This window comes from Tsukamurella paurometabola (assembly GCF_900631615.1).
In the GTDB taxonomy this organism is placed as follows: Bacteria; Actinomycetota; Actinomycetes; order Mycobacteriales; family Mycobacteriaceae; genus Tsukamurella; species Tsukamurella paurometabola_A.
The window spans coordinates 2,281,774-2,305,525 of sequence record NZ_LR131273.1 but is presented as its reverse complement, the minus strand read 5'-3'; the positions used below and the strand labels follow the sequence as shown (position 1 = coordinate 2,305,525).

Below are 23,752 nucleotides of genomic sequence, written 5' to 3'. Positions count from 1 at the left end.
CTCGGGTGTCGATCGCGCTGTACGGGTCAGTTTACCGGCGCATACTGGGCGCATGCGACTCACCCACTTCCGCCATTCGTGCGTCCTCGTGGAGATGTCCGAGACGCGGGTGCTCTTCGACCCCGGCACCTTCTCCCAGGGGTTCGAGGGGCTCACCGGTCTGGACGCGATCGTCGTGACGCACCAGCACCCCGATCACATCGACCCCGCCCGCATCGACGCTCTCGTCGACGCCAACCCCGGGGCACAGCTGTTCGCCGATCCGACCACCGCGGCCGCGCGCGGCGGCCGCTGGATCGCGGCGCTCCCCGGCCACGACTACGGCATCGGCAATCTCATCGCCCGCGGCGTCGGCGGCACGCACGCCGTGATCCACCCGGACATCCCGACGATCGACAACACGTCCGTCCTCCTCGGCGACGAGGAGCGGATCGGCCGCTTCTACCACCCCGGCGACGCGCTGTACGTGCCCGAGGACGTGCGCGTCGAGGTGCTCGGCCTGCCGGTGAACGCACCGTGGGCGAAGATCAGCGAGACCGTCGACTTCTTCCGCGCCGTCGCGCCCACCGCCGCCGTCCCGATCCACGACGCATTGCTCTCCGCCGCGGGTGCGGACGTCTACCTCGCCCGGCTCGCGGACATGCGTCCCGACGGTGCCGAGTTCGTCCCGTGGGGTGCCGAGGACACCCGCGAGTTCTGACGATCGACCTCCGATCCGGGCAGCACGCCCCGACACCCCCTCCCTCCGTGATATGACCTAGGTCACATCCTTCGGAAGGAGAACGTCACAGTGTCACCCGAGGTGATCGCGCTCGCCGTCCTCGTCGTCGTCTTCCTGATCGCGACCGTCCGCGGCGTCAACATGGGCGCGCTCGCCCTCGTCGCGGCGTTCGTCGTGGGCCTCGCCGTGTTCGGGGTCGACTCGAAGGAGGTCCTCAAAGGTTTTCCCGCCGAACTGTTCGTGATCCTGGTCGGCGTCACCTACCTGTTCGCCCTCGCGAAGAACAACGGCACCGTCGACTGGATCGTGCACGGGGCGGTGCGCGCGGTCCGTGGACGGGTGGCGCTGATCCCGTGGGCGATGTTCGCGGTGTGCGCGACGGTGACCGCCATCGGCGCGGTCAGCCCCGCGGCCGTCGCGATCGTCGCCCCGGTGGCCGCGGGCTTCGCTACGCGATATCGGATCCACCCCGTGCTCATGGGGATGATGGTGGTGCAGGGCGCCACGGCCGGAAGCTTCTCCCCCATCGGCATCTTCGGCTCCATCACCAACGGCGTCGTCGACGCCAACGACCTGCCCGGCAGTCCGCTGTTCCTGTTCGGATCGACCTTCCTCGCGTGCGTCGTGATCGCCGTCGTCGCCTTCGCCGCCTTCGGCGGGCGCGCACTGATCGCCCGCGGCGCCGATGCCGACGCCCTCGCCACGCTGGGCTCCGCCGCCGAGTCCGCCGCACACGCCGCCACCTCGGTCGCCCGGCCGACGACGGAACCGCACTCCGCAGCCGAGGTGCAGCGCCTCGGCGAGGATCACCCCGACGGCCGGGCCGACGACGCGACCCGGCTCGACGCACAGCGGATCGGCACCCTCGCCGGGCTGGTGGCGCTCATCGTCGGGGCACTCGGATTCGACCTCGACGTCGGCTTCACCGCGCTCGGGATCGCCGTCGTCCTCACCCTCGCCTTCCCGGATTCGGCGAAGGACGCGGTGGAGAAGATCAGCTGGAGCACAGTGCTGCTCATCGCCGGCATCGTCACCTACGTGGCGCTGCTGCAGAAGGAGGGCGTGGTCGATTGGCTGGGCGACGGGGTCGCGAAGGTCGGCTCGCCACTGGTGGCGGCGTTGCTGATCTGCCTCATCGGTGCCGTGGTCTCCGCGTTCGCCTCCACCACCGGCATCATCGGCGCACTCATCCCGCTCGCTGTGCCGTTCCTGCTCACCGATCAGGTGAGCGCCGTCGGGCTGATCGCCGCGCTGGCGATCTCGAGCTCCGTCGTCGACTGCAGCCCGTTCTCCACCAACGGCGCGTTGGTGGTCGCGAACACCGAGCCCGACCTCCGGGACATGGTGTTCCGGAGGCTCATGCAGTGGGGCATGTCCATCGTCGTGCTCGGACCGCTCATCGCGTGGGCCGTACTGGTCGCGCCCACGGCCTGACCGCCGCCCGGCCGAGAGGCTCAGGCCGCGGCTAGGGCCCGGGCGCGGTGTTCGTAGACGACCGGAGCGGCGCCGTGGTGCAGCGCGAGGTCGACCGCGTCGAGCATCGTGCGCGAGACGGTCGACGAGGCGAGCCGGCGGGCGTCGACCGCGAGACGGAGGGTGCCGCCCCGTCGTGCGATGCGGTTGGCCTGGGCCAGCAGGGCCCGGCACCACCAGGGCTCGGAGAGGAAGCCGTCGCCGATGCCGAGCACGCGGGCCTTCTCCTCCTCGCCGGTCACCAGGTCGGTGATCGCGGTGTAGCCCAGGTTCAGCCGGAACCCGGCCTCGGGCAGCGCGAGCACCGCTCCGGTGGACGCGTTCCAGCGCGGTGCCGCGAAGACGCGGGTGCGCAGGCCGACCGTCTCCAGCACGCGGTCGGCGGCGGCGAGCCGCAGCCCGGCCTCGTGCGCCCCCAGGGTGGAGAACTCGGCGCGCCGCCGCTTCGTCGCGGCCTGGTCGTAGCCGTTGAGGACGATGCCATCGCCCCCGGCGCGACGCTCCCGCAGGAAGGACTGGGTCGACGGGTCGTCGATCAGCTTGTACTTGCCCTTCAGGCGCGGCGCCACGAGCAGCGAGACGGGCACACCGCGGTCGTCCAACTGCGCCGTGAACCGCTCCGCGTCCGCGCGAGTGGCGTCGGAGAGGGCGGAGACGGAGACGTACAGCGGCGAACTCATGTCCGCAGTGTGCGCGCCCCAGGTGTCCCGTTCGGGGACGAGAGGTTGCGTGTCGCTGAACGCGCCGTCAGGCGGGCAGGACTGCCTCGATCGCGGAGACGACGGTGTCCGACTCCGGTTCGGTGCGGGGCCGGAAGCGCTGCACGCTCGTGTGATCCGGCGCGATGAGGAACTTCTCGAAGTTCCACTGGATGTCGCCGGCCTCCCCCTCTGCGTCGGCCGTCTTGGTCAGCTCGACGTACAGCGGGTTCCGGTTCTCGCCGTTGACGTCCGTCTTCTCCAGCAAGGGGAATGTGACGCCGTAGGTCGTCGAGCAGAAGGTGGCGATCTCCTCGGCGGTGCCGGGCTCCTGGCCCGCGAACTGGTTGCAGGGCACGCCGAGCACCGTCAGGCCGCGGTCCGCGTACCGCGTCGCAAGCGCCTCCAAGCCGGCGTACTGCGGGGTCAGGCCGCACTTGCTGGCGACGTTGACGACGAGGACGGCGCGGCCGGCGTAGTCGGCGAGCGAGGTGGCGGCACCGTCGAGCGTGGTGAGGGCGATGGAGTCGAGAGCGGTCATGGCCCGAGCCTACGCGGGATGTAACGCAGCACACATCTATCTCGATTGCGCAATGGTTGCGTCAGAGTTATCGTTTTCGGGTGCAAGCAACTTCCGGGGACGTGACTCCTGAGGACCTCACCGAGGTCTTCAGCGAGTTCATGGGCCGACTCATGTGCAACGTCACGCAGGAGAGCCTGGGCACGATGCTGTCGTCGGACATCACCGCGCACCAGTTCCACATCCTGCTGCAGCTCACGGCCGCCGAGGCTCCGCTCCCGATCAACCGGCTCGCCGATGATCTGGGGCTGTCGGTCGCCGCCACGGGCCGCAACGTGGAGAAGCTTGTCCAGCTCGAGATGGTGGATCGGCGTGAGGACGCCTCGGATCGCCGGATCAAGAACCTGACCATCACCGACCTCGGGCGAAAAACAGTTGCGTCCGCGATCAGCGACAAGCATCGTGAGGTGCTCGGTTTCGCGGAGCGGCTGCCCACCGAGCTCCGCACCCGCCTGCACGACGTGATGGTCGAGATCCTCGACGAGGGCCTGATCCCTCCGAACCCCTTCTTCACCGCAATGAAAGAGAACGCATGAGTACCGAGAACACGCTCGACAAGAGCGAGATCCCGCACGCGGGTGAGGGCCTCGACCGCCGCGTCCTGATGGTGGCCGGTGTGGTCGTCCTCGGGTCGATCATGGCCATCCTGGACATGACCATCGTGGCCGTCGCGCAGAACACCTTCCAGACGGAGTGGGGTGCATCGCCGGCCACCGTCGCCTGGACGATGACCGGGTACACGCTGGCCCTGGCCGCCGTGATCCCCGTGACCGGCTGGGCCGCCGACCGATTCGGCACCAAGCGGCTGTACATGACGGCCACGGCGCTGTTCGTGATCGGCTCCGCGCTCTGCGCGATCGCCGACTCGATCGAGATGTTGATCCTGTTCCGCGTGCTGCAGGGCCTCGGCGGCGGCATGCTCATGCCGCTCGGCATGATGATCCTGACCCGGGCCGCCGGCCCGGAGCGCCTCGGCCGCGTCATGGCCGTGCTCGGCATCCCGATGCTGCTCGGCCCCATCGGCGGCCCCATCCTCGGCGGCTGGCTGATCGAGTCGTTCTCGTGGCACTGGATCTTCCTGATCAACGTGCCGATCGGCGCGATCGCGATCATCTACGCCTGGTTCGTGCTCGACAAGGACCAGCCCGTCAAGGGCCAGAAGTTCGACGTCGTCGGTTTCGTCCTGCTCTCGCCCGGCCTCGCGCTGTTCCTGTTCGGCATCTCCTCGATCCCCGAGGCGCAGTCGGACTCGTCGATGTACACCGAGCGGGTCATCCCGGCGACCATCGTCGGCCTGGTGCTGATCATCGGCTTCGTGTTCTGGGCACTGCGCGCCAAGCTGCCCCTGCTGGACCTGCGGCTGTTCAAGAACCGGAACATGACCGTCGCCATGATCACCTTCGCGATGTTCGCGATGGCCTTCTTCGGCAGCTCGATCCTGTACGCGCAGTACTTCATCGGCATCCGCGGCGAGTCGACCCTGATGGCCGGCCTGTTGCTCGCGCCGCAGGGCCTGGGCGCGATGATGACGATGCCGATCGCGGGTGTGCTCACCGACAAGATGGGCCCCGGCAAGTTCGTGATGACCGGCCTCGGCCTCATCACGCTGGGCATGGTGGCGTTCACGCAGCTCACCGCGGAGACCCCCTACTGGATCCTGCTGGGCTCGCTGCTCATCCAGGGCCTCGGCATGGGTATGACGATGATGCCGACGATGTCGGCCGCGATCCGCACCCTGGCGCCCGAGTCCATCTCCCGCGGTTCCACGCTGACGAACATCGTCCAGCAGATCGCCGCGTCGATGGGTACCGCGATCTTCTCGGTGCTGTTCACCAACTGGCTCACCAACGCGGGCCCGGCCATGCAGACCCCGCAGGGCGAGAAGCACACCGGCGCGCTGGCCTTCGGCCTGAACTCGAGCCCCGAGGCCCGCGAGGGCGGCATCGCGATGTTCCAGGGCGAGACCGGCTTCGGCAAGTTCCTGCACGACAACCTGCCGTTCGCGGCGGAGGCCTTCGGGAACACGTACTTCGTGGCCGCGGTCCTGGTCGCGCTGTGCATCATCCCGGCGTTCTTCCTGCCCCGCACCCACGCGGCGGACACGGAGGCCGCCGAGCGGCAGATGGTCATGCCGCACTGATCCGCACCTGATCCGACGAGTGCCCGGTCCCCGATGGGGGCCGGGCACTTCTCGTTTCGTGGGAGTTCTACCGGGTGACGGTGAAGGTCACGCTGGGCAGCACGGTGAAGAGCCTCTCGACCGGCGCCATGTAGCGGCTGATCGCCGCGGCGTCGCCCCGGTCTCCCGCGGCGCAGCTGTAGGCGACGGTCTTCCGCGGTGCGGCCCGGCCCATCTCGTAGGTCAGCCGGCTCGTGGACGCTCCCGGGCAGGGCGTGCCCGTGGCCGGGGCGGGGATCGACGGGGCGGTCTGCACGAGCGCCCGCTGCGCCGCGTGGTCGAGGCGCTTCGTCTCCGTCCTCGCGGGTTTCGCCGTCCCGTCGACGGTGCCGTACCCGCCCACCTTCGCCGTCGCGACGCCGCCGCGCACGGTGATGACGTACTCGACGTGGTACTCCGGCGCCGTGGCCGGCCCGACGGAGGAGTAGGTCACCGTCGGGCCCGCGGCGCCCGGGGCCGCCTGGGCCGGAGCGGCGGCGACCAGCGGGAGCGCGGCGCAGGCGAGGCCCGCGAGGAGCTTCTTCATGACTGCAAGCTACTGCGCGGCGCCCAGCCTGTCGAGGACCCAGGCGTACTCGAAGGCGGTCTCGCGCCACTTCGCGTAGCGCCCGCTGACGCCGGCGTGCCCGGCGACCATCTCCGTCTTGAGCAGGATCTGCTCGCCGGACGTGCTGTGGTCGAGGAGCTTCGCCACCCACTTCGCGGGCTCGGTGGGGAGCACGCGGGTGTCGTTGAGCGAGGTCGTCGCGAGGATCGCCGGGTAGGGCTTCGCGGCGACGTTCTCGTACGGCGAGTAGTCGCGCATGTACCGGTACACCTCGGCGCTCTCCAGCGGATTGCCCCACTCGTCCCACTCCCCCACCGTGAGCGGCAGGCTCGGGTCGAGGATCGAGGTGAGCGGGTCCACGAAGGGCACGTCGGCGACGATGCCGGAGAACAGCTCCGGCGCGAGGTTCGCCACCGCGCCGACGAGTAGGCCGCCGGCGCTCCCACCCATCGCGACCAGTCGCCGCGGCTCCGCACGGCCGGTGTCCACGAGATGTCGTGCGACGTCGACGAAGTCGGTGAAGGTGTTCCGCTTCTCCAGCTGCTTGCCGTGGTCGTACCAGGCGCGGCCCATCTCGCCGCCGCCGCGCACGTGCGCCACGACGAAGACCACGCCCCGGTCCATGAGCGAGAGCCGGGCGACGGAGAACCAGGGATCGAGGGTGGCCTCGTAGGAGCCGTAGCCGTACAGCAGGGTGGGCGCGGGCCCGTCGCCGACGTCCTTGCGGCGCACCACGGAGACCGGTACCTCCGCGCCGTCGCGGGCGGTCACCCAGAGGCGCTCCGCCGTGTACAGCGCGGCGTCGTAGCCGGGGACGTTGGCCCGCTTGAGCACCGTCTGCTCCCCCGTCGCCGGGTTCAGCTCGAGGACGGTTCCCGGCGTCACGAAGGACTCGTACGCCAGGCGGAGCCGCGGCGCGTCCCACTCGGGATTCGCGGTCGGCCCCAGGTTCACGAGTTCCTCGCCCGGGTCCCACTCGGTGAACTCCGGTGCGGCCGTGGCCTCCGCGAGCGCGAGCCGCGGCAGGCCGCCCCGCCGGTACCCGAGGGCGAGCCGTCGGGCGTAGGCGTCCACGTACTCCAGCCGGACGTCGTCGCGATGCGGCACGAGCACCGTCCACTGCTCCGGCGCGTCGACGGGTGCCGATGCCAGTTCGAAGTTGAGGCCGGTGCGGTTGTGCAGGAACAGGAACCGATCCTCCCCGCCGAGCACCGCGTGCTCGACGGAGTACTCCACGTCCTCCTCCCGGGGGCGCAGCACGCGGAACTCGCCCGTCGGGTCGGTCGCGTCGAGCACGTGGGTCTCGGAACTCAGCGTCGAGGACGTCGCGATCATCAGGTACTTCTCACTGCGGGTCAGACCGATGCCCACCCCGAAGCGCTGATCGGGCTCGTGGAAGACCCGCACGTCATCGGAGCCCGAACCGATCTCGTGCCGCCAGATGCTGTCGGCGCGCCACGCGTCGTCGACGGTGGTGTAGAACAGGTGCCGCTCCCCGGCCTCGGTGATCGGTGCCCACGTGGCGCCGTAGAAGACGCCCTCGACGGTATCGGGCAGCAGCTCGCCCGTGGCGATGTCCTTGATCCGCAGCGTGAACCGCTCGTCGCCCGACGTGTCGAGCGAGTAGGCGAGCAGGGCACCGTCGGGCGAGACGGAGGCGGCGCCGACGGCGATGTACTCGTGTCCCTCCGCCTCGATGTTGAGGTCCAGGAGCACCTGCTCGCCGGGCAGCGGCTCGTCGGAGAGGACCGGCGGGGTCCAGTCGTCGGGTCCGGCGATCGGTGCGCGGCAGTGGATCCCGTACTGCTTGCCCTCGACGGTCCGCGCGTAGTACCAGTGGTCCTTGCGCCGCTGCGGGACCGACATGTCGGTCTCCTGGGTGTGCGCCTTGATCTCCCCGAAGATCGCCTCGCGCAACGGCTCGTGGTGCGCGGTGGCCGCCTCGGTGTAGGCGTTGTGGGCGCGCAGGTAGTCGAGCACCTCCTCGTCGGAGGTGTCGGCGAGCCAGGCGTAGTCGTCGATCACCGTGTCGCCGTGGAAGGTCCGCGAGGACGGAACCTTCTTCGCAACGGGCTGGGCCGGCGCCTCGTTCGCGGGGCTCATGCCGCTCCGCCCGGCCAGTCGTCGAAGCTGAGACCCGAGATGCGTTCGTACGCTTCGATGTAGCGCGCGCGGGTGCGGTCCACAACGTCGCTCGGCAGGGGCGGCGGCGGGGCCCCGGAGTCGGTGGACCAGCCGGATTCCTTGGTGAGCCAGTCGCGCACGATCTGCTTGTCGAAGCTGGGGAGGGCGGAGCCGGGAGCGTAGAGCGCGCCGTCCCAGTAGCGCGAGGAGTCGGGCGTGAGCACCTCGTCCGCGAGGAGCAGGTCACCGTCGGAGCTACGGCCGAACTCGAACTTGGTGTCCGCGAGGATGATCCCCCGCTCGCGGGCGATGTCCGCGCCGCGGGCGTACACGTCGAGGGTCAGGTCGCGCAGGCGCGTCGCCAGCTCGATGCCCACATCCTCGGCGACCCGCTCGAAGGAGACGTTCTCGTCGTGGTCGCCGACGGCGGCCTTGGTGGCGGGGGTAAAGATCGGCGGGTCGATCCGGCTGCCGTCGACCAGGCCCGCAGGCAGGGGCACACCGCACACCTCGCCGTTCGCGCGGTACTCCTTGAGGCCGGAGCCGGTGAGGTAGCCACGGGCGACGCACTCCACCGGCACCATGTCGAGCCGGCGCGTCACCAGCGCGCGGCCGAGCACCGCGTCGGGGATGCGGGGGTCGTCGGCCGGCCCGGCGAGATGGTTCGGCACGCCGAGCGCATCGAAGAAGAAGACCGACATCGCCGTGAGCACGCGCCCCTTGTCGGGGATCGGCGTGTCCAGGATGTAGTCGTAGGCGCTGATCCGGTCACTGGCGACGAGGAGCAGGTGCTCGTCGTCGACCTCGTACAGCTCGCGGACCTTGCCCGAGTAGATCGGCGTGTACTCGCTCAGTTCAGGACGCACCCCGCCACCCTATCCCCTGTCGGTTCCCTGCGGTTTCGGCGGGCGAATCGCAGGTCGCGGCCGCCGAAACCGCAGGGAAAGCCGATCAGAGGATGGGGGCGGGGGTGTAGGAGGCGGCCTCGGGGTACTTCGCGGTCAGCGCCTCGACCTCGGCGACGACCTGGGCGACCTGGGCCTCCGCGGCGCCGGTGAAGGCCGCGCGGTCCGCGAGGGCGTCGTCGAGCTGCGCGCGGGTGAGGCCGAGGCGGGAGTCGGCGGCGAGGCGGTCCAGCAGGTCCGGCTCCTTGCCCTCCTCGCGCATCGCCAGCGCGACGGCGACGGCGTGCTCCTTGATCGCCTCGTGCGCGACCTCGCGCCCGACGCCCGCGCGCACCGCGGCCATGAGCACGCGGGTAGTGGCGAGGAAGGGCAGGTAGCGGTTCAGCTCGTTCTCGATCACCGCCGGGTAGGCACCGAACTCGTCGAGGACGGTCAGGAAGGTCTCGAAGAGGCCGTCGATGGCGAAGAACGAATCCGGCAGGGCGACGCGGCGGATCACCGAGCAGAAGACGTCGCCCTCGTTCCACTGCGAGCCGGCCATCTCGGCGGCCATCGAGCCGTAGCCGCGCAGGATCACGGTGAGGCCGTTGACCCGCTCGCAGGAGCGCGTGTTCATCTTGTGCGGCATCGCGGAGCTGCCCACCTGGCCGGGCTGGAAGCCCTCGGTGACCAGCTCGTGCCCGGCCATCAGCCGGATCGTCGTGGCCATCGACGACGGTCCCGCCGCCACCTGGACCAGAGCGCTCACCACGTCGTGGTCGAGCGAGCGCGGGTACACCTGGCCCACGGAGACGAGGGACTCCGAGAAGCCGAGATGCGCGGCGACCCGCTCCTCCAAGGAGGCGAGCTTCGTCGCGTCGCCGCCGAGGAGGTCGAGCATGTCCTGCGAGGTCCCCATCGGGCCCTTGATGCCGCGCAGCGGATACCGGCCGATGAGGTCCTCGAGGCGGGCGATCGCGACCAGCAACTCGTTCGCCGCCGACGCGAAGCGCTTCCCCAGCGTGGTCGCCTGCGCCGCGACGTTGTGCGAGCGGCCCGCCATCACGACGGACGAGTACTGCGCCGCGCGCTCGGCGAGCCGCGCCGCGACGGCGACGGCGTGGTCGCGCACGTACTCCAGCGATCGCAGCACCTGCAGCTGCTCGACGTTCTCCGTCAGGTCGCGCGAGGTCATCCCCTTGTGGATCTGCTCGAACCCGGCGAGGTCGCTGAACTCCTCGATCCGCGCCTTGACGTCGTGCCGGGTGATCCGCTCGCGCTCCGCGATCGACGCCAGATCGACCTGGTCCACGACCTTCTCGTAGGCCTCGACGGCACCGTCGGGCACGTCGATCCCGAGGTCGCGCTGCGCCTTGAGCACCGCGATCCACAGCTGGCGCTCCAGCACGATCTTGTACTCCGGCGACCACAGCTCGCGCATGCGGGGGCTGGCGTACCGGTTGGCGAGGACGTCGGGGATGCGGGGAGTGCTCACCCCGCGATTCTCTCATGCACGGACGCCGGGCCCGTCACGGAAGGGCGGGCGCCAGATCGTCGACGACGGCGACGAGTGCGTCGCGGACCGCGCGGGGCACGTCGGCACCGTGGGTGGTGAGCGCCGCCAGGACCGCCCCGTCCTCGATCGCCATCAGCCGCTCCACGTCCGGCCCCGTCGCCCGCCGGCCCGAGCGGGTGAGCACCTCGACGTGCAACTCCGCCACGACCCGCCGGACCTGGGCCTGCAGCCGGGTCAGCTCGGGATCGCGGGCGCACAGCACCATCCGCTCGTAGCGGGACACGAGTGCGCCCCGCTCCGCCTCGGTGTCGCAGGCGAAGAACACGGTGGCGAGGAGCTTCGCGAGCGCGGAGTCGCCGCGCCTGCGGCGGCTGACCGCCTCCGCGCGACCGCGGACCGCCGCGACGTCCAGCTCGCCGGCGTACGCGACGGCGTTCGACAGCAGGTCGCCGAGGGACTCGAAGTAGTACGTCGTCGCGGCCAGGGGGATGTGCGCGCGGTGCGCGACGGCCCGGTGCCGCACCGACTCGAAACCGCCCTCGACGAGGAGCTCCCCGGCCGCCGCCACGAGGGCCGCGCGCCGGCGCTCACCCTTGGGCGTGGTCGCGGCTGTCATCTGAGACATGCTGCCAGCACGTCCCGCTCGGTCTGAGGGTTTCGACCAAATCGTCGGCGCCGGTGGCGGCCGACATGGACAAATGCGCTACTGCAAGGCCTGGTGCCCGATGTCCGTCCGGAAGTGACTGCCCGGCAGCTTGATCCGGTCGAGCTTCGCGTAGGCGTCCGCGCGGGCCGCGGCCAGGTCGTCGCCGACACCGACCACGTTCAGCACGCGGCCGCCGTTCGAGACCAGGCGGCCCTCGGCGTCCACGGCCGTCCCGGCGTGGTAGATACCCGCGCCGTCGGCGCCCGTGATGACGTCGCCCTTGCGGGGCGCGGCCGGGTAGTTCTCCGCGGCGAGCACGACGGTGATGGCGGCACCGTCGCGCCACCGGAGCGGCGCGAGGGCACCCAGGCCGCCCGTCGCGGTGGCGTGCAGCGCCTCGCCGAGGGGCGACTCGAGCAGGCTCAGCACGGCCTGCGTCTCGGGGTCGCCGAAGCGGCAGTTGAACTCGACGACGGCCGGGCCCTCTGCGCCCATCGCCAGGCCCGCGTAGAGCAGGCCCGAGAACGGGACGCCGCGGCGCACCATTTCCCGTGCGACGGGGCGCACGACGGTCTCGACGATCTCCTCGGTCGCGCCGTCCGGGAGCCAGGGCAGGGGTGCGTACGCGCCCATGCCGCCGGTGTTGGGGCCGGTGTCGCCGTCGCCGACGCGCTTGTGGTCCTGCGCGGGCAGCAGCGGCACCACGTCCTCGCCGTCAACGAGGCAGAACAGGGAGACCTCCGGGCCGTCGAGGAAGGACTCGAACAGGGCCGGGCGCCCGGACTCGAGGAGGTCGGCGGCGTGCGCGCGGGCCTCGGCGCGGTCGGCGGTGACGACGACGCCCTTGCCGGCGGCCAGGCCGTCGTCCTTGATCACCCAGGTGGGTCCGAAGCGGTCGAGGGCGGCGTCGATCTGCGCCGGGCTGTCGACGATCTCGCTGCGCGCGGTGCGCACGCCGGCGGCGTCCATGACGTCCTTGGCGAAGGCCTTGGAACCCTCGATCTGCGCGGCGGCCGCGGACGGGCCGAAGACGGCGATGCCGCGGGCCCGGACGGCGTCGGCCACGCCGAGGACCAGCGGAACCTCGGGGCCGATCACCACGAGGTCGGCGCCGAGACGCTCGGCGAGCGCCGCGACCTCGTCGCCGGAGGAGGCGTCGACGTCGTGATTGGTCGCGATCGCCGCGGTGCCCGGGTTGCCCGGGGCCGCGTGCAGCTCGGTGACCCGGGGATCACGGGTCAGGGCGTCGATGAGGGCGTGTTCGCGGCCGCCGGTGCCGATGACGAGTACTCGCACGTCGCAGACCTTACCGGGGCGAGGGCTGTACACCGCACCCCAGCATGGGTATCGTTATTCCGGAATTCCGATTCCGCGTTCTTGGGAGGCCCGATGCGCCGCACACTGATCACCGTCGTCGCCGCCGCCCTCGTGGCCGCGATCCCCGCCCCCGCGGCGAGCGCCGCGCCGTGCGCCCCCGCGCCGGCGGCGGACACGAGCACCGTCGCCGGCTGGACCGGCTACCTCGCGCAGCACCGCGGCGACGTCGCGCTGGTCGTCGACGACGGGCGGGGCGGCACCGTCGCGCACCGCGCCGACGCGGCCATGCCGACCGCGTCGATGCTGAAACTGATCCACCTCGCCGCGCTCACCGGCCGGGCCGGTGCCGGCCGGATCGATCTCAACGAGCGGATCCGCGTCGCCGACTGGCAGAAGTGGTACGTCGATCACGAGGGCACCCCCGTCGACGGAGGCGCCCACATCAAGGCCCTGGAGTACCTGGGCATCCCGGCGACCAAGGGTGTCCCGAACGCCCCGTCGGGCAGCGTCTCGCTGCACCAGCTCGCCGACGTGATGATCCGGTTCTCCGACAGCGCCGCACCGGACGCGATCCGCGCGCGGCTCGGCGACGAGGCGCTGCGGGAGGTGATGACGCGCTACGGCATGCCCGGGCCCGTCCCCTCGCTCAAGGAGCTCTACCAGCGGATCACCGACAGCGGCGCCGCGACGGAGCAGCAGGCCTACGCCGCGATCGACCGCACGTACGCGGCGCCGGCCGCGTCCTTCGCGCGACTGATCGGCGATCTGGGGACCGGCCGGTTCGGCCCGGGCTCCGAGGCGGCGCGCCGCTTCCTGGAGTTCCAGGACGCCGCACCCGCGGGCCTGACCGCGCTCGGCTTCAAGGGCGGATCGCTGGTCGGCGTGCTCACGGAGGCCTTCGAGGGCCGGCGGACCGACGGCTCCGTCACCGTCGGGGTCCTCATGGTGCGCCGGGCGTCCGCGCAGGACGTGCGCAAGGACGCCGAGGCCGGCATGCCGCATCAGCAGCTGCTGGTGCAGGCGATGACCGACGAGGGCACCCGCACGCGAGTGGCCTGCGCGCTGCGCTCGTAAACTCCCGCCATGACCGACGACGATCGCCTCGCCGCTCTCGAGGCGCGGGTCGCCGCCCTCGAGGCCGCCCTCGGGGCGGCGCCCGCCGAGCAGGCGCCCAGCGGTGCCGGCACCGTCGGGTACGGCGGCGACGTGGCGCTGCACGGCGAGGTCACCTGGCGCATCGACTACTCCGCCGGCGCCGCGACCGCCCTGCCCGCCGACCGGATCGCGACGGTGCTCGGCGCGCTCGGGCATCCCGCGCGGATCGAGATCGTGCAGGAGCTGCTCCGGGGCCCGCGCACGGCGGCCGAACTGGTGGAGCTCGCCGACGGCGGCTCGAAAGGCCAGCTGTACCACCACCTGAGCACGCTCACCGCCGCCGGCGTCGTCAGCAAGGGCGCGCGCGGCCGGTACGCCGTCGCACCGCAGAAAGTGGTGCCCGCGCTCGTCGCACTGGTCACCGCGGCGGACATCGGCGGGCTGCTCCGATAGCCTGGCCCCATGGCATCCGTGTTCTCGAAGATCATCGCCGGCGAGCTCCCGGGCCGGTTCGTGTACCAGGACGATGCGGTGGTGGCGTTCCTGACCATCGCGCCGCTCACGCAGGGCCACGTGCTGGTGGTGCCGCGCGAGGAGGTGGACCACTGGGAGTCGATCGACGACGAGCTCTGGCAGCACCTCAACACGGTGGCACGCAAGCTGGGGCGCGCCGTCAAGCGCGCCTTCGACGCGCCGCGCGCAGGCCTGATCGTCGCCGGTTTCGAGATCCCGCACCTGCACCTGCACGTCTTCCCCGCGTACGGCCTCACCGACTTCAGCTTCGACAGCGTCGACCAGAACCCGTCGCCCGAGTCGCTGGACGACGCGCAGACCAGGATCGTCGAGGCGCTCGCCGCGGAATGACCTACCGGGTCAGGCGCACCGTGAAGGTCGCGCCCTCCCCCGGCGCGGTGTCGACGGTGACGCTCCCGCCGTGCCGCTCGACGATGCCGAGCACGATCGACAGGCCCAGCCCCGCACCGCCGCTGCCACGGCTGCGGGAGGAGTCGGTGCGGTAGAAGCGCTCGAAGACGCGCGCGGCCTCGTCGGGCTCCATACCCGGCCCCGTGTCCGCGACCGACAGGACCACGGCCCCCGGCTCCGTGCGGATCCGGACGCGCACCGTCGCCTCGTCCGGCGTGTGCCGCAGGGCGTTCGAGACCAGGTTGGTGACCACCTGGTGCAGGCGGTCCCGGTCGCCGGTCAGGTCGACGGTGCCGGCCTCGGCCTCCAGGGCGATGTCACGCCCCGGTTCGCGGGCCTGCGCGGCGTGCACCACGTCGTCCGCCACCGCGACCAGGTCGACGGTGTCGGCCGCGAGCGGCCGGCGCGCGTCGAGACGGGCGAGCAGCAGCAGGTCCTCCACGAGCAGGCCCATCCGCTCCGCCTCCGACTCGATGCGCGACATGACGAATCCGGTGTCGTCGGTCGCACCCTGGCGGTACAGCTCGGCGAAGCCGCGGATCGACGTCAGCGGCGTGCGCAGCTCGTGCGAGGCGTCGCCGACGAAGCGCCGCATCCGCTCCTCGTCGGCACGGGCCCGCTCCTCCGAGGACGCGACCCGGTCGAAGGAGTCCTGCACCTGGTGCAGCATCGTGTTGATCGACGTCGAGAGCCGCCCCACCTCGGTGTGCGCCGGCGCCGCCGGCACCCGCCGCGTCAGGTCACCCGCGGCGATCGCCTCCGCGGTGGCCTCCACCTCTTCGAGCGGGCGCAGCGAGCGGCGCACGACGAGGTAGCCGAGGCCGCCCGCGATGATCAGCACACCGCCGCCGATGAGCAGCTCCAGCACGACCATCGCGCGCAGGGTCGACTCGACGTCGGTGAGCGTGACCGCGACGAAGGCGACGCCGTACTGGGACGAGGACTGCACGACCCGCCACTCCGGCCCGCCGCCACCGGCGGAGGGCACGGTCACGGCGTCGCCGTGCAGGTCGCCGAGGCCGGACAGGTCGGGGCGCTCGGTGAAGTCGGGATTGCTGATCTGCAGCTGCCTGCCGTCGGGAAGGAAGACCGCCTGGTAGAAGCGGGTCGGCGGGCGCCCGTCGCGGGGCGGCTCCGGCAGCAGCACCGGCTTGGGCCGCGCCCACGTCTCCGCCGCCTGGCGCAGCGCCTGGTCCTCGCGGGAGAGCAGCCGGTCCTTCATCGCCGCCGTCAACGCGGTGCCGGACGCCAGCAGCCCCAGGAAGACGAGGCCGACGACCACCGCGACCAGCGACAGGCGCAGCGGGACGCGGGACGCGAGCGAGGTCGAGCCCATGCGCGCCTACCGCGGTTCGCGGAGCACGTACCCCACGCCGCGGAGGGTGTGGATCAGCCGCTTCTCGCCCGTGTCGACCTTGCGGCGCAGGTAGGAGACGTAGGACTCGACCACGTTGACGTCGCCGCCGAAGTCGTAGTGCCAGACGTGGTCGAGGATCCGCGGCTTGGACAGCACGACACCGGCGTTGACCATGAAGTAGCGCAGCAGGGTGAACTCCGTCGGCGAGAGCGACACCAGTTCCCCCGCCTTCCAGACCTCGTGCGTCTCGTCGTCCAGTTCGAGGTCGGCGAACGTCAGGCGGGTGGAGTTCTCCTGCTCGCCGAAGCCGTGACGGCGCAGCAGCACGTTGATCCGCGCCACGACCTCCTCGAGGCTGAACGGCTTCGTGACGTAGTCGTCGCCGCCGAGGGTGAGGCCGGCGACCTTGTCCTCGACGGAGTCGCGGGCCGTGAGGAAGAGTACGGGGGCCTCGATCCCGTCCTGCCGCAGCCGCTTGAGCAGGCCGAGACCGTCCATGCCGGGCATCATGATGTCGAGCACCATGACGTCGGGCCGGAAGGTGCGGACGCGGTCGAGCGCGGCCGGGCCGTCGTGGGCCACGGCCACGTCGAAGCCCTGGAACTTGAGGCTGACCTGCAGCAGCTCCCGGATGCTCTGCTCGTCGTCGACCACGAGCACGCGGGGCTTGGCTTCGTCATTCGCACTGGACACACCGCAATAGTGCACGCCGCGGCGCCCAGGACTCTGACGACTCGCTGTCAGTTGGCTGTGAACGTCCCGCCGGGGCCGCTCAGCGCAGGGACGCGAGGATCTCCGGCGTCACGGGATCGACGATGTCCTGCACCTCGGGGTGCTTGGAGACGTACCGCTTGACCAGCGGGCACACCGGGACGACGCGCTTTCCCGCGGCGCGCGTGTCCTCCAGTGCGTCGTGCACCAGGATGCCGCTGAGACCGCGGCCGGAGAACTTCTCGTCGAGCTCCGTGTGGGGGAAGATTCGCTGCTCACCGCGGTCGATGAAGACGGTGAAGCCGGCCGGCTCCCCGTCGACGGTGATGTCGTAGCGGCCCTCGGCGTCGTTGCGGACGACGGCGACGTTCTCGGTGTTCTCGCTCACTGCGGGTTCCTCCTGCGGGGTTTGAGCCGGGTGGTGGGGAGCGGCGGCGCCGGCAGGTACTGATCGTCGCGCCATCCGTTCACACTGCCGAAACGCGGGGACCGCGCCTGCCATTCCTCGCGGTACTCGACGATCTCCTCGTGCGTGCGGCCCACGAAGTTCCACCACATCACGATGTCCTCGTCGAAGGGCACGCCGCCGAGCAGGACCACGCGGGCGTCCTCCTCGGTGGGGTTGTGCAGGCGGAGCCCGCCGAGGCCCGGCCCGGCGTAGCCGAGGTCGCCCCAGGCGAGGGCCACACCGTCGAAGATGAGGCGCTCGGTGTCGAGCAGGACGCCGTGCTCGAAGGCGGGGTCGACGGCGAGGCTGACCCGCGCGCCCGGGCGCAGGATCAGCTCCGCGCCCAGGAGCGGAGTGGCGGTGACGATCGGCGACGTACTGCCCGCGAGTTCGCCGATGAAGACGCGGGCGGTGCCGCCCGGGCCGCCCGCGCGCACGTCGGGCAGCTCGACGGAGGGCGGCGCGTAGTGCTGGAAGCCGTTCGGGGCGTTGCGCGTCCGATCCGGCAGCGCGAGCCAGAGCTGCACGCCGTGCAGGCGGCGGGTCTCCGGCGTGGACACCTCGGAGTGGCTGATGCCGTAGCCGGCCGACATGAGGTTGATCTCGCCCGGGAGCACCGGCGCCTCGACGCCGGCACTGTCGCGGTGCTCGATCTCCCCCTCGAACAGCCAACTCACCGTCTGCAGGCCCGTGTGCGGGTGCGGCGGGACGTTCATACCGCCGGAGCGGTCCACCTCGTCCGGGCCGTAGTGGTCGGCGAAGCACCACGCCCCGATCATGGAGCGTTCGTGCGTGGGGAGGGTACGGCGCACCGTCATCGCGCGGGGACCGCCGAGCGGCACCTCGCGGGCTTCGATCACCTCCACCCCGCTCGCGGGGGCCGGTCCGTCCACCGAGGCCCCGCACTCGACCTCTTCGGGCTGGCGGTCGACGTTGCTCATGACCGCTAGCCTAGTGGCATGCCAGCCCAGCGCGTGCGGATCGACAAGGCGTCCCCCCGGATCTACAAGCAGCTGATCGCGGTCTCGACGGAGGTCGCCGAGGCCGCGGCCGCCGCCGGAATCGGCCGCGACGTGGTCGAATTGGTGAATCTGCGGTGCTCTCAACTCAACGGCTGCGCCTTCTGCCTCGACCTGCACGCGCGCGCCGGCCGCGCCGCAGGACTGACCAGTCAGCAGCTCGACGTGCTCGCCGCCTGGCGGGAGGCGCCCGCGTTGTTCGACGACGTGCAGCGCGCCGCGCTCGAGATCGCCGAGCTGGTGACGGAGCTGCCGCCGCACCACGCGGCGGACATCGCCTACGACCGCGCCACCGACGTGCTCGACGAGGCGCAGACGTCCGTGCTCATCTGGGCCGCCGTCACGATCAACGCCTTCAACCGCGTGTCGGTGATCAGCGGCTACGAGGTGCGGCACCGCGCGTGAACGCGGTGCCGCGGGCGTGCGCTCAGAGCGCGGGCTCGTAGGAGATCTGGTAGCCGTTGGGCGCGATGACGGCGAGGCCGCGCCCCACATCGACGCGGTACGTGTAGCCGTTGTTGACGGCGCTGTACGACGATCCGTTCGACCACACGACCGGCGCGGTCACGGCGAGGCCGTTGCCCTTGCCGAAGCCGCGGTACTCGGTGCGGCCGTCCCCCTGCCAGCGGCAGATGGACGCGCTGGAGCTGGGGGTCTCGATGTGGGCGACGGTCCATTGGTGCACGTCGCAGCCGTTCGGCGCGGCGTTGGCGGCACCCGGCGCGAGCATCGCCAGGCCCGCGGAGGCCGCGAGCGCTGCCGTGATGGTGATGGTCCTCGTGCGCATGATGACTCCTCCGTCGTCGGTGTTCGTCTCCCTCCACAGTGATCCCGGCCCCTTACGCCTCGCTCAAGATCCACTGAATGCGCAGGTCGCGCGGCACGCCGGCCGTCCGTGGAGCTACCATCGTCGATATCTGAAAGATGGGGATCGCGATGAAGAAGTTCATGACGCTCGTCGCCGTCGTGGCGACGGTGACGGGGTGCGACCCGGGCTCCGGCACGCGGGCACCGTCGTACTCCGTTCCGACCGGCGCCCACGTCTCGGAGGCGACCGCCCCTCCCCCGGGCACGTCGACGTCGACGGCGGCGGCACCGTCGTACTCCGTTCCGCCCGAGCCGGGTCCCGACTGCGACGCGGCGGAGGTCCGCGACCTGGATCCGGTCGCGCCGGTCGCCTGCGTGCTGCTGTCGCCCAGCTTTCCCGGGCTGCGCTTCGAGTACTCGGACACGGCGGCGGTGCGGGGGTACGAGGGCCGCGAGCAGCGGATCGTGGTGCGCGACGGTGCTCGCGTGGTGCAGACGATCACCGAACGCGTCGTGGCCGCCTACCGCACACCGCCCTTCGTGCAGCGGTTCGCGAACGACGGAGCGGGCCAGCTGCTGGTGGTGACCACGACCGGCGGATCCGGCGGCAGCGGGATGGCGGTCTGGCGCGCACGCGGGCCGAAGGGACCGTTCGTTCGCGGCGGCGAGCTATTCGGCTTCCCTTCCCGGGTCGCGACCACCGACGAGGGCTTCTCCGCCATGTACGCGCACAGCTCGGCCGTCAGCGGCGTGTACACGATCTTTCGGTTCGACGGCGATCGCGTCGTGGAACTTCTCGACCTCCCCGTCGCCGCGGCGGGCGCGGGCGCGACACCGAGCGACGGCAACGGCCCCGTCGTGACCAACGACCGGACGAACTGCCGTGCGGTGCAGGCGACTCCGGAGCAGGCTCGTGCGCTTGAGCAGGCGGGAGTCACCGTCGCCGGGGTCGGCGAACACTTCTGCCGCCAGACCTGGGTCGGCCGAACCTATTCGGGCTGATTTCTCCGCCGTCGGGCGGATGCCCCGCACCGTCGGGCGTGGTTGGGTGGGGGCATGACGGAACGGATCACGGAGTTCACCCGGTCGGGACTCATCTTCCCGGTGGTCGACAGCGGGCCGGCCGACGGCGACATCGTCGTCCTCCTGCACGGCTTCCCGCAGACCCCGACGTCGTGGGCGGCGACGTCCGAGGACCTGCACGCGCGGGGGTACCGCACCGTCGTGCCGTGGCAGCGCGGGTACGCGCGCACCGCCAGCCCTGCGCGACGCTGGCAGTACCGCAGCTCCGAACTGGCCGCCGACGTCGCGGCGCTGCTCGAGCGGACCGGCCCCGCGCACCTCGTGGGGCACGACTGGGGGTCGTCGACGGCGTGGCTGACCGCCGCCACCTACCCGCACCTGGTGCGCACGCTGACCGCGGTCTCGGTGCCGCACCCCCTCGCCTTCCTGCGGGCGTTCCTCCGGTCGGACCAGGCGCTCAAGTCGTACTACATGTACCTGTTCCAGATCCCCGCCGTGCCGGAGCTGCTGGCCCGCCGCTTCCCGGGCCGGTTCGAGGCCTTCCTCCGCGCCAGCGGCATGCCCGACGACGCGATCCGCACCGTCGTCGACGAGGTGCTGACGCCCGGCCTGCTGCGCGGCGGCCTGGGCTACTACCGCGGTATGCCGTTCACCGCCGTGAAGCCGGGCGAGGGCACGCGCATCGCGTGCCCGGTGACGTACGTGTGGAGCACCGAGGACATCGCGTTGAGCCGGGCCGGGGCCGAGCTCGCGGGCGAGTACGTCGACGGTCCGTACCGGTTCGTCGTACTCGACGGGGTGAGCCACTGGATCCCGGACGAGCGGCCGGAGCAACTCGCCGGCCTCATCGCGGAGACCGCCGCGCAGGTGTGACGAGTCGGTGACGTCTCGCCCCGCCCGGTCGACCGGCCGGGCGCCGGCGGCGAGCATGGGGGCATGCGCGTACTCCTCACCGGTGCCGCCGGATTCATCGGCTCGCACGTCGCCGACCTGCTCGCCGACCGCGGCGGGCACGAGGTCGTCGGCATCGACGGGATGCTCCCGCAGGCACACGGCACCGGCGAACCGCCGGACGGCGTCGAGCGGCTCGATCTGCTGGACGCGGACGGCCTCGACCGGGTGCTGCGCGGCGTCGACGCCGTCTGCCACCAGGCCGCCGCCGTCGGCGCGGGTGTGGACGCCGCCGACGCGCCGCTGTTCGCCGCGAACAACGACCTCGGTACCGCCGAGCTGCTCGCGGCCATGGCGCGGGCGGGCTGCCGCCGGCTGGTGCTCGCCTCGTCGATGGTGGTCTACGGCGACGGCGCGTACGTCGACGCCGACGGGCGGCCGGTGACGCCCCTGCCGCGCACCGTCGACGACCTGCGGGCGGGCCGGTTCGAACGGCTCCTTCCCGGCGGCGGCACGGCCCGTTGGGCCCTGACCGGGGAGGACGCGCCGATCGCGCCGAACGGCCTGTACGCGGCGTCCAAAGCGGCGCAGGAGTTCTACGCCGCCGCGTGGGCCCGCGCCACCGGCGGATCGGTGACCGCGCTGCGCTACCACAACGTCTACGGGCCGCGGATGCCGCGCGACACCCCGTACGCGGGCGTCGCCTCGATCTTCCGCTCGGCGCTGGCGGCGGGCCGCCCGCCGCGGGTGTTCGAGGACGGCCGGCAGGCGCGGGACTTCGTCCACGTCCGCGATGTGGCCGCCGCCAACCTGCGGGCACTGGACGCGCCCGCGGACCGGCCGTTCCGCGCGTACAACGTGTGCTCGGGCGTGCCGGTCACGATCGGCGACGTGGCCGCCATCCTCGCGAGCGAATCCCCGGGCGCCCCGGCGCCGGTGGTGACCGGCGAGTTCCGCACCCCCGATGTGCGGCACATCGTCGCCGATCCGGCGCGGGCGGCGGCGGAACTGGGCTTCACCGCGTCGATCCGCCCGGAGTGCGGGCTGGCCGAGTTCGCTACTGCTCCCCTGCGCTGATCCGACCCGGGAGCCGCACCTCGAACCGAGCCCCCTGCCGCAGGTTCGCCGCGACGACGGTGCCGCCGTGCACGTCGACGAGGCCGCGCGCGATCGCGAGCCCCATCCCCGTGCCCGCCGGGAGGCCGTCGGTGTTCACCGGCGACCGGTGCGCGGTGCCGCGGTAGGCGAGGTCGAAGATCCGGTCCAGATCGTCGTCGGCGATGCCGGTCCCGGTGTCGTCCACCCGGAGCACCACGTCGTCGCCGTCGCGACGCACCGCGATGGTGACCCGTCCGCCGGCGGGAGTGTGCGCGAGCGCGTTGAGCACCAGGTTGCGCAGGATGCGGGCGAGCGCCGACACCCCCACCGGCGCCTGCACGGGCTCCGGCGCGTCGAGATCCAGGTCCACCCGTGACCGCTTCGCCACCTGCGCCAGCCCTGCGCGCACCTCGTCGGCGACCTCGCGCACGTCGATGGTCTCGAGCTCCAGCGTCAGCGCGCCCGAGTGGATCCGCGACATCTCGAACAGGTCGTCCACCATCGCCGACAGGCGCACGGTCTCCCGGTCGATCCGGTCGGCGAACTCGGTCACATCGCCCGGGTCCGTGACCACCGCGTCGCGCAGCGCCTCGGACATCGCGCGGATCCCCGCGAGCGGCGTCCGCAGGTCGTGACTCACCCACGCGACGAGCTCGCGCCGGGCCGCCTCGGCGGCGCGCTCCTGCTCCCGGATCTGCCTCTCCCACACCGTGCGACGGGCCTGGAACCGCCCCAGCGCGACGGCCGCGGGCACCGCGACCACGAGGACGGCGGCGAGCACGGTCAGCGTGCGGGCGAAGTCCGCCGTGAACATGAACCCGCTGACGCCGATCACGCCCGACAGCACCGCGAGCACGGGGATCAGCACCAGGATCACCATCGACATCTGCAGGGACATCCGGCGCGCGCGCCACAGCACCAGCGCGCCCGCGAGCACCACCGGAGCCGACCACAGCAGCGCCAGCAGCGCGATCTTGACGACCTCAGGCATCGTCGCCCTCCTCTTCCCCGCTCCAGCGGTAGCCGCGGCCCCAGACCGTCTCGATCCGATGCTCCGCACCGAGTTTCGCCCGCAGCCGCTTGACGTGCACCGTCACCGTCGACAGGTCACCGAACTGCCAGCCCCACACGCGCTCGAGCAGTTCCTCCCGGGTGAAGACCTCCCCGGGGTGCGCGAGGAAGTGCGCCAGCAGGTCGAACTCGCGGCGCGTGGTCGCCACGACCCGACCGTGCACGGTCACGACGCAGCCCGCGGTGTCGACGGCGACGGCGCCGTCGGCCACCGGGCCCGCCGGCTCCTGGTGCGCGCGCCGCAGCACCGACGCCACACGCAGCGCCAACTCCCGTGGGCTGAACGGCTTGGTCACGTAGTCGTCGGCGCCGGCGGCGAGGCCCGTCACGCGATCGTCCTCCTCGCCGAGGGCCGTGAGCAGGATCAGCGGCAGGTCCGACGGTGCGCCCGCCTCCCCGCCCCGCACCCGGCGGCACAGCTCCACCCCGTCGGGGCCCGGCATCATGACGTCGAGCACCGCCAGTCGCACCCGGCCCGCGGCCAGGTGCTCGGCGGCCGCCGCACCGTCGGCCACCACCGACGTGCGCAGGCCGTCCCGCTCCAGGTACCGCCGCACGACGTCGCTGACCAGCGGGTCGTCATCGGCGATGAGAACGTACCGCTCATCCGCCATCTCGGCTCC

General features: G+C 71.8%; 26 protein-coding genes. 11 read left to right on the top strand and 15 right to left on the bottom strand.

Annotated features, from left to right (window positions below; genetic code table 11):
* Positions 1-52: 52 nt before the first annotated feature.
* Both ELY19_RS11435 and ELY19_RS11430 read left to right on the top strand, forming a co-directional pair.
* Positions 53-700, top strand: coding sequence for an MBL fold metallo-hydrolase (locus tag ELY19_RS11435; RefSeq protein WP_126196310.1), 648 nt, complete (start codon positions 53-55; stop codon positions 698-700).
* A 90-nt stretch (positions 701-790) separates the two neighbouring features.
* Positions 791-2,155, top strand: coding sequence for an SLC13 family permease (locus tag ELY19_RS11430; RefSeq protein WP_126196309.1), 1,365 nt, complete (start codon positions 791-793; stop codon positions 2,153-2,155).
* Between the two features lie 20 nt (positions 2,156-2,175).
* On the opposite strand, the gene ELY19_RS11425 is transcribed toward ELY19_RS11430, so the two are convergent.
* Complete coding sequence (locus tag ELY19_RS11425; RefSeq protein ID WP_126196308.1) at positions 2,176-2,874, bottom strand: DUF2334 domain-containing protein; 699 nt, start codon at positions 2,872-2,874, stop codon at positions 2,176-2,178.
* 67 nt (positions 2,875-2,941) lie between these two features.
* Positions 2,942-3,433, bottom strand: coding sequence for a glutathione peroxidase (locus tag ELY19_RS11420; RefSeq protein WP_126196307.1), 492 nt, complete (start codon positions 3,431-3,433; stop codon positions 2,942-2,944).
* 80 nt (positions 3,434-3,513) lie between these two features.
* Here ELY19_RS11420 and ELY19_RS11415 point away from each other — a divergent pair, with 80 nt between their 5' ends.
* On the top strand, positions 3,514-4,008 hold the full coding sequence (locus ELY19_RS11415; protein WP_126196306.1) for a MarR family winged helix-turn-helix transcriptional regulator: 495 nt from the start codon (positions 3,514-3,516) through the stop codon (positions 4,006-4,008).
* On the top strand, positions 4,005-5,612 hold the full coding sequence (locus tag ELY19_RS11410; protein WP_126196305.1) for a DHA2 family efflux MFS transporter permease subunit: 1,608 nt from the start codon (positions 4,005-4,007) through the stop codon (positions 5,610-5,612). Before ELY19_RS11415 ends, ELY19_RS11410 begins: the two co-directional genes overlap by 4 nt.
* A 67-nt stretch (positions 5,613-5,679) precedes the next feature.
* Here the strand turns inward: ELY19_RS11410 and ELY19_RS11405 are convergent, their stop codons facing one another.
* From ELY19_RS11405 to purD, 6 genes are all read right to left on the bottom strand, one after another.
* Positions 5,680-6,177 (bottom strand): hypothetical protein, encoded by a 498-nt coding sequence (locus ELY19_RS11405; RefSeq protein ID WP_068522818.1) that lies wholly within the window; start codon positions 6,175-6,177, stop codon positions 5,680-5,682.
* Between the two features lie 9 nt (positions 6,178-6,186).
* On the bottom strand, positions 6,187-8,301 hold the full coding sequence (locus ELY19_RS11400) for a S9 family peptidase (protein WP_126196304.1): 2,115 nt from the start codon (positions 8,299-8,301) through the stop codon (positions 6,187-6,189).
* A complete protein-coding gene (locus ELY19_RS11395) occupies positions 8,298-9,188 on the bottom strand; it encodes a phosphoribosylaminoimidazolesuccinocarboxamide synthase (RefSeq protein WP_126196303.1) in 891 nt (296 codons plus the stop codon). The genes ELY19_RS11400 and ELY19_RS11395 overlap by 4 nt, the downstream gene beginning before the upstream one ends.
* An 85-nt stretch (positions 9,189-9,273) precedes the next feature.
* Positions 9,274-10,701: an adenylosuccinate lyase gene (gene purB, locus ELY19_RS11390; RefSeq protein WP_126196302.1), complete on the bottom strand. Its 1,428-nt coding sequence runs from the start codon at positions 10,699-10,701 to the stop codon at positions 9,274-9,276.
* 34 nt (positions 10,702-10,735) lie between these two features.
* Positions 10,736-11,338, bottom strand: coding sequence for a TetR/AcrR family transcriptional regulator (locus ELY19_RS11385; RefSeq protein ID WP_197716015.1), 603 nt, complete (start codon positions 11,336-11,338; stop codon positions 10,736-10,738).
* Positions 11,339-11,425: 87 nt separating this feature from the next.
* The gene (gene purD, locus ELY19_RS11380) at positions 11,426-12,664 is read right to left on the bottom strand and encodes a phosphoribosylamine--glycine ligase (protein WP_126196300.1); all 1,239 of its coding nucleotides are present in this window, start codon (positions 12,662-12,664) and stop codon (positions 11,426-11,428) included.
* A gap of 93 nt (positions 12,665-12,757) precedes the next feature.
* On the opposite strand from purD, the gene ELY19_RS11375 reads away from it, so the two are divergent.
* From ELY19_RS11375 to ELY19_RS11365, 3 genes are read left to right on the top strand one after another with little or no spacing between them, the layout of a single operon-like run.
* Positions 12,758-13,759, top strand: a complete 1,002-nt coding sequence (locus ELY19_RS11375; RefSeq protein ID WP_126196299.1) for a serine hydrolase — start codon at positions 12,758-12,760, stop codon at positions 13,757-13,759.
* A gap of 9 nt (positions 13,760-13,768) precedes the next feature.
* Positions 13,769-14,233, top strand: coding sequence for an ArsR/SmtB family transcription factor (locus ELY19_RS11370; RefSeq protein WP_126196298.1), 465 nt, complete (start codon positions 13,769-13,771; stop codon positions 14,231-14,233).
* A gap of 9 nt (positions 14,234-14,242) precedes the next feature.
* Complete coding sequence (locus ELY19_RS11365; RefSeq protein ID WP_126196297.1) at positions 14,243-14,644, top strand: HIT family protein; 402 nt, start codon at positions 14,243-14,245, stop codon at positions 14,642-14,644.
* A gap of 1 nt (position 14,645) precedes the next feature.
* On the opposite strand, the gene ELY19_RS11360 is transcribed toward ELY19_RS11365, so the two are convergent.
* The 4 genes from ELY19_RS11360 to ELY19_RS11345 all read right to left on the bottom strand — a co-directional run bounded on the left by ELY19_RS11360 (position 14,646) and on the right by ELY19_RS11345 (position 18,161).
* Positions 14,646-16,040, bottom strand: coding sequence for a sensor histidine kinase (locus tag ELY19_RS11360; RefSeq protein WP_126196296.1), 1,395 nt, complete (start codon positions 16,038-16,040; stop codon positions 14,646-14,648).
* Positions 16,041-16,046: 6 nt separating this feature from the next.
* Positions 16,047-16,754 (bottom strand): response regulator transcription factor, encoded by a 708-nt coding sequence (locus tag ELY19_RS11355; RefSeq protein WP_126196295.1) that lies wholly within the window; start codon positions 16,752-16,754, stop codon positions 16,047-16,049.
* A gap of 79 nt (positions 16,755-16,833) precedes the next feature.
* On the bottom strand, positions 16,834-17,160 hold the full coding sequence (locus tag ELY19_RS11350; protein ID WP_227966751.1) for a GNAT family N-acetyltransferase: 327 nt from the start codon (positions 17,158-17,160) through the stop codon (positions 16,834-16,836).
* Complete coding sequence (locus tag ELY19_RS11345; RefSeq protein ID WP_126196293.1) at positions 17,157-18,161, bottom strand: pirin family protein; 1,005 nt, start codon at positions 18,159-18,161, stop codon at positions 17,157-17,159. The genes ELY19_RS11350 and ELY19_RS11345 overlap by 4 nt, the downstream gene beginning before the upstream one ends.
* 18 nt (positions 18,162-18,179) lie before the next feature.
* Here ELY19_RS11345 and ELY19_RS11340 point away from each other — a divergent pair, with 18 nt between their 5' ends.
* Positions 18,180-18,644 carry a carboxymuconolactone decarboxylase family protein gene (locus tag ELY19_RS11340; RefSeq protein ID WP_126196292.1) on the top strand — a complete coding sequence of 155 codons (465 nt, stop codon included), beginning with the start codon at positions 18,180-18,182 and terminating at the stop codon, positions 18,642-18,644.
* Between the two features lie 22 nt (positions 18,645-18,666).
* Here ELY19_RS11340 and ELY19_RS11335 read toward each other — a convergent pair whose 3' ends face one another.
* Positions 18,667-19,026, bottom strand: coding sequence for a hypothetical protein (locus tag ELY19_RS11335; RefSeq protein ID WP_126196291.1), 360 nt, complete (start codon positions 19,024-19,026; stop codon positions 18,667-18,669).
* 149 nt (positions 19,027-19,175) lie between these two features.
* On the opposite strand from ELY19_RS11335, the gene ELY19_RS11330 reads away from it, so the two are divergent.
* From ELY19_RS11330 to ELY19_RS11320, 3 genes are all read left to right on the top strand, one after another.
* A complete protein-coding gene (locus tag ELY19_RS11330; RefSeq protein WP_126196290.1) occupies positions 19,176-20,048 on the top strand; it encodes a hypothetical protein in 873 nt (290 codons plus the stop codon).
* 54 nt (positions 20,049-20,102) lie between these two features.
* A complete protein-coding gene (locus ELY19_RS11325) occupies positions 20,103-20,942 on the top strand; it encodes an alpha/beta fold hydrolase (protein WP_126196289.1) in 840 nt (279 codons plus the stop codon).
* A gap of 63 nt (positions 20,943-21,005) precedes the next feature.
* The gene (locus tag ELY19_RS11320; RefSeq protein WP_126196288.1) at positions 21,006-22,037 is read left to right on the top strand and encodes an NAD-dependent epimerase/dehydratase family protein; all 1,032 of its coding nucleotides are present in this window, start codon (positions 21,006-21,008) and stop codon (positions 22,035-22,037) included.
* Here the strand turns inward: ELY19_RS11320 and ELY19_RS11315 are convergent.
* Together ELY19_RS11315 and ELY19_RS11310 are read right to left on the bottom strand one after the other, a co-directional pair.
* On the bottom strand, positions 22,018-23,049 hold the full coding sequence (locus tag ELY19_RS11315; protein WP_126196287.1) for a sensor histidine kinase: 1,032 nt from the start codon (positions 23,047-23,049) through the stop codon (positions 22,018-22,020). The two genes, ELY19_RS11320 and ELY19_RS11315, sit on opposite strands and share 20 nt — an antisense overlap.
* Positions 23,042-23,743, bottom strand: coding sequence for a response regulator transcription factor (locus tag ELY19_RS11310; protein WP_126196286.1), 702 nt, complete (start codon positions 23,741-23,743; stop codon positions 23,042-23,044). Before ELY19_RS11310 ends, ELY19_RS11315 begins: the two co-directional genes overlap by 8 nt.
* Positions 23,744-23,752 lie beyond the last annotated feature (9 nt).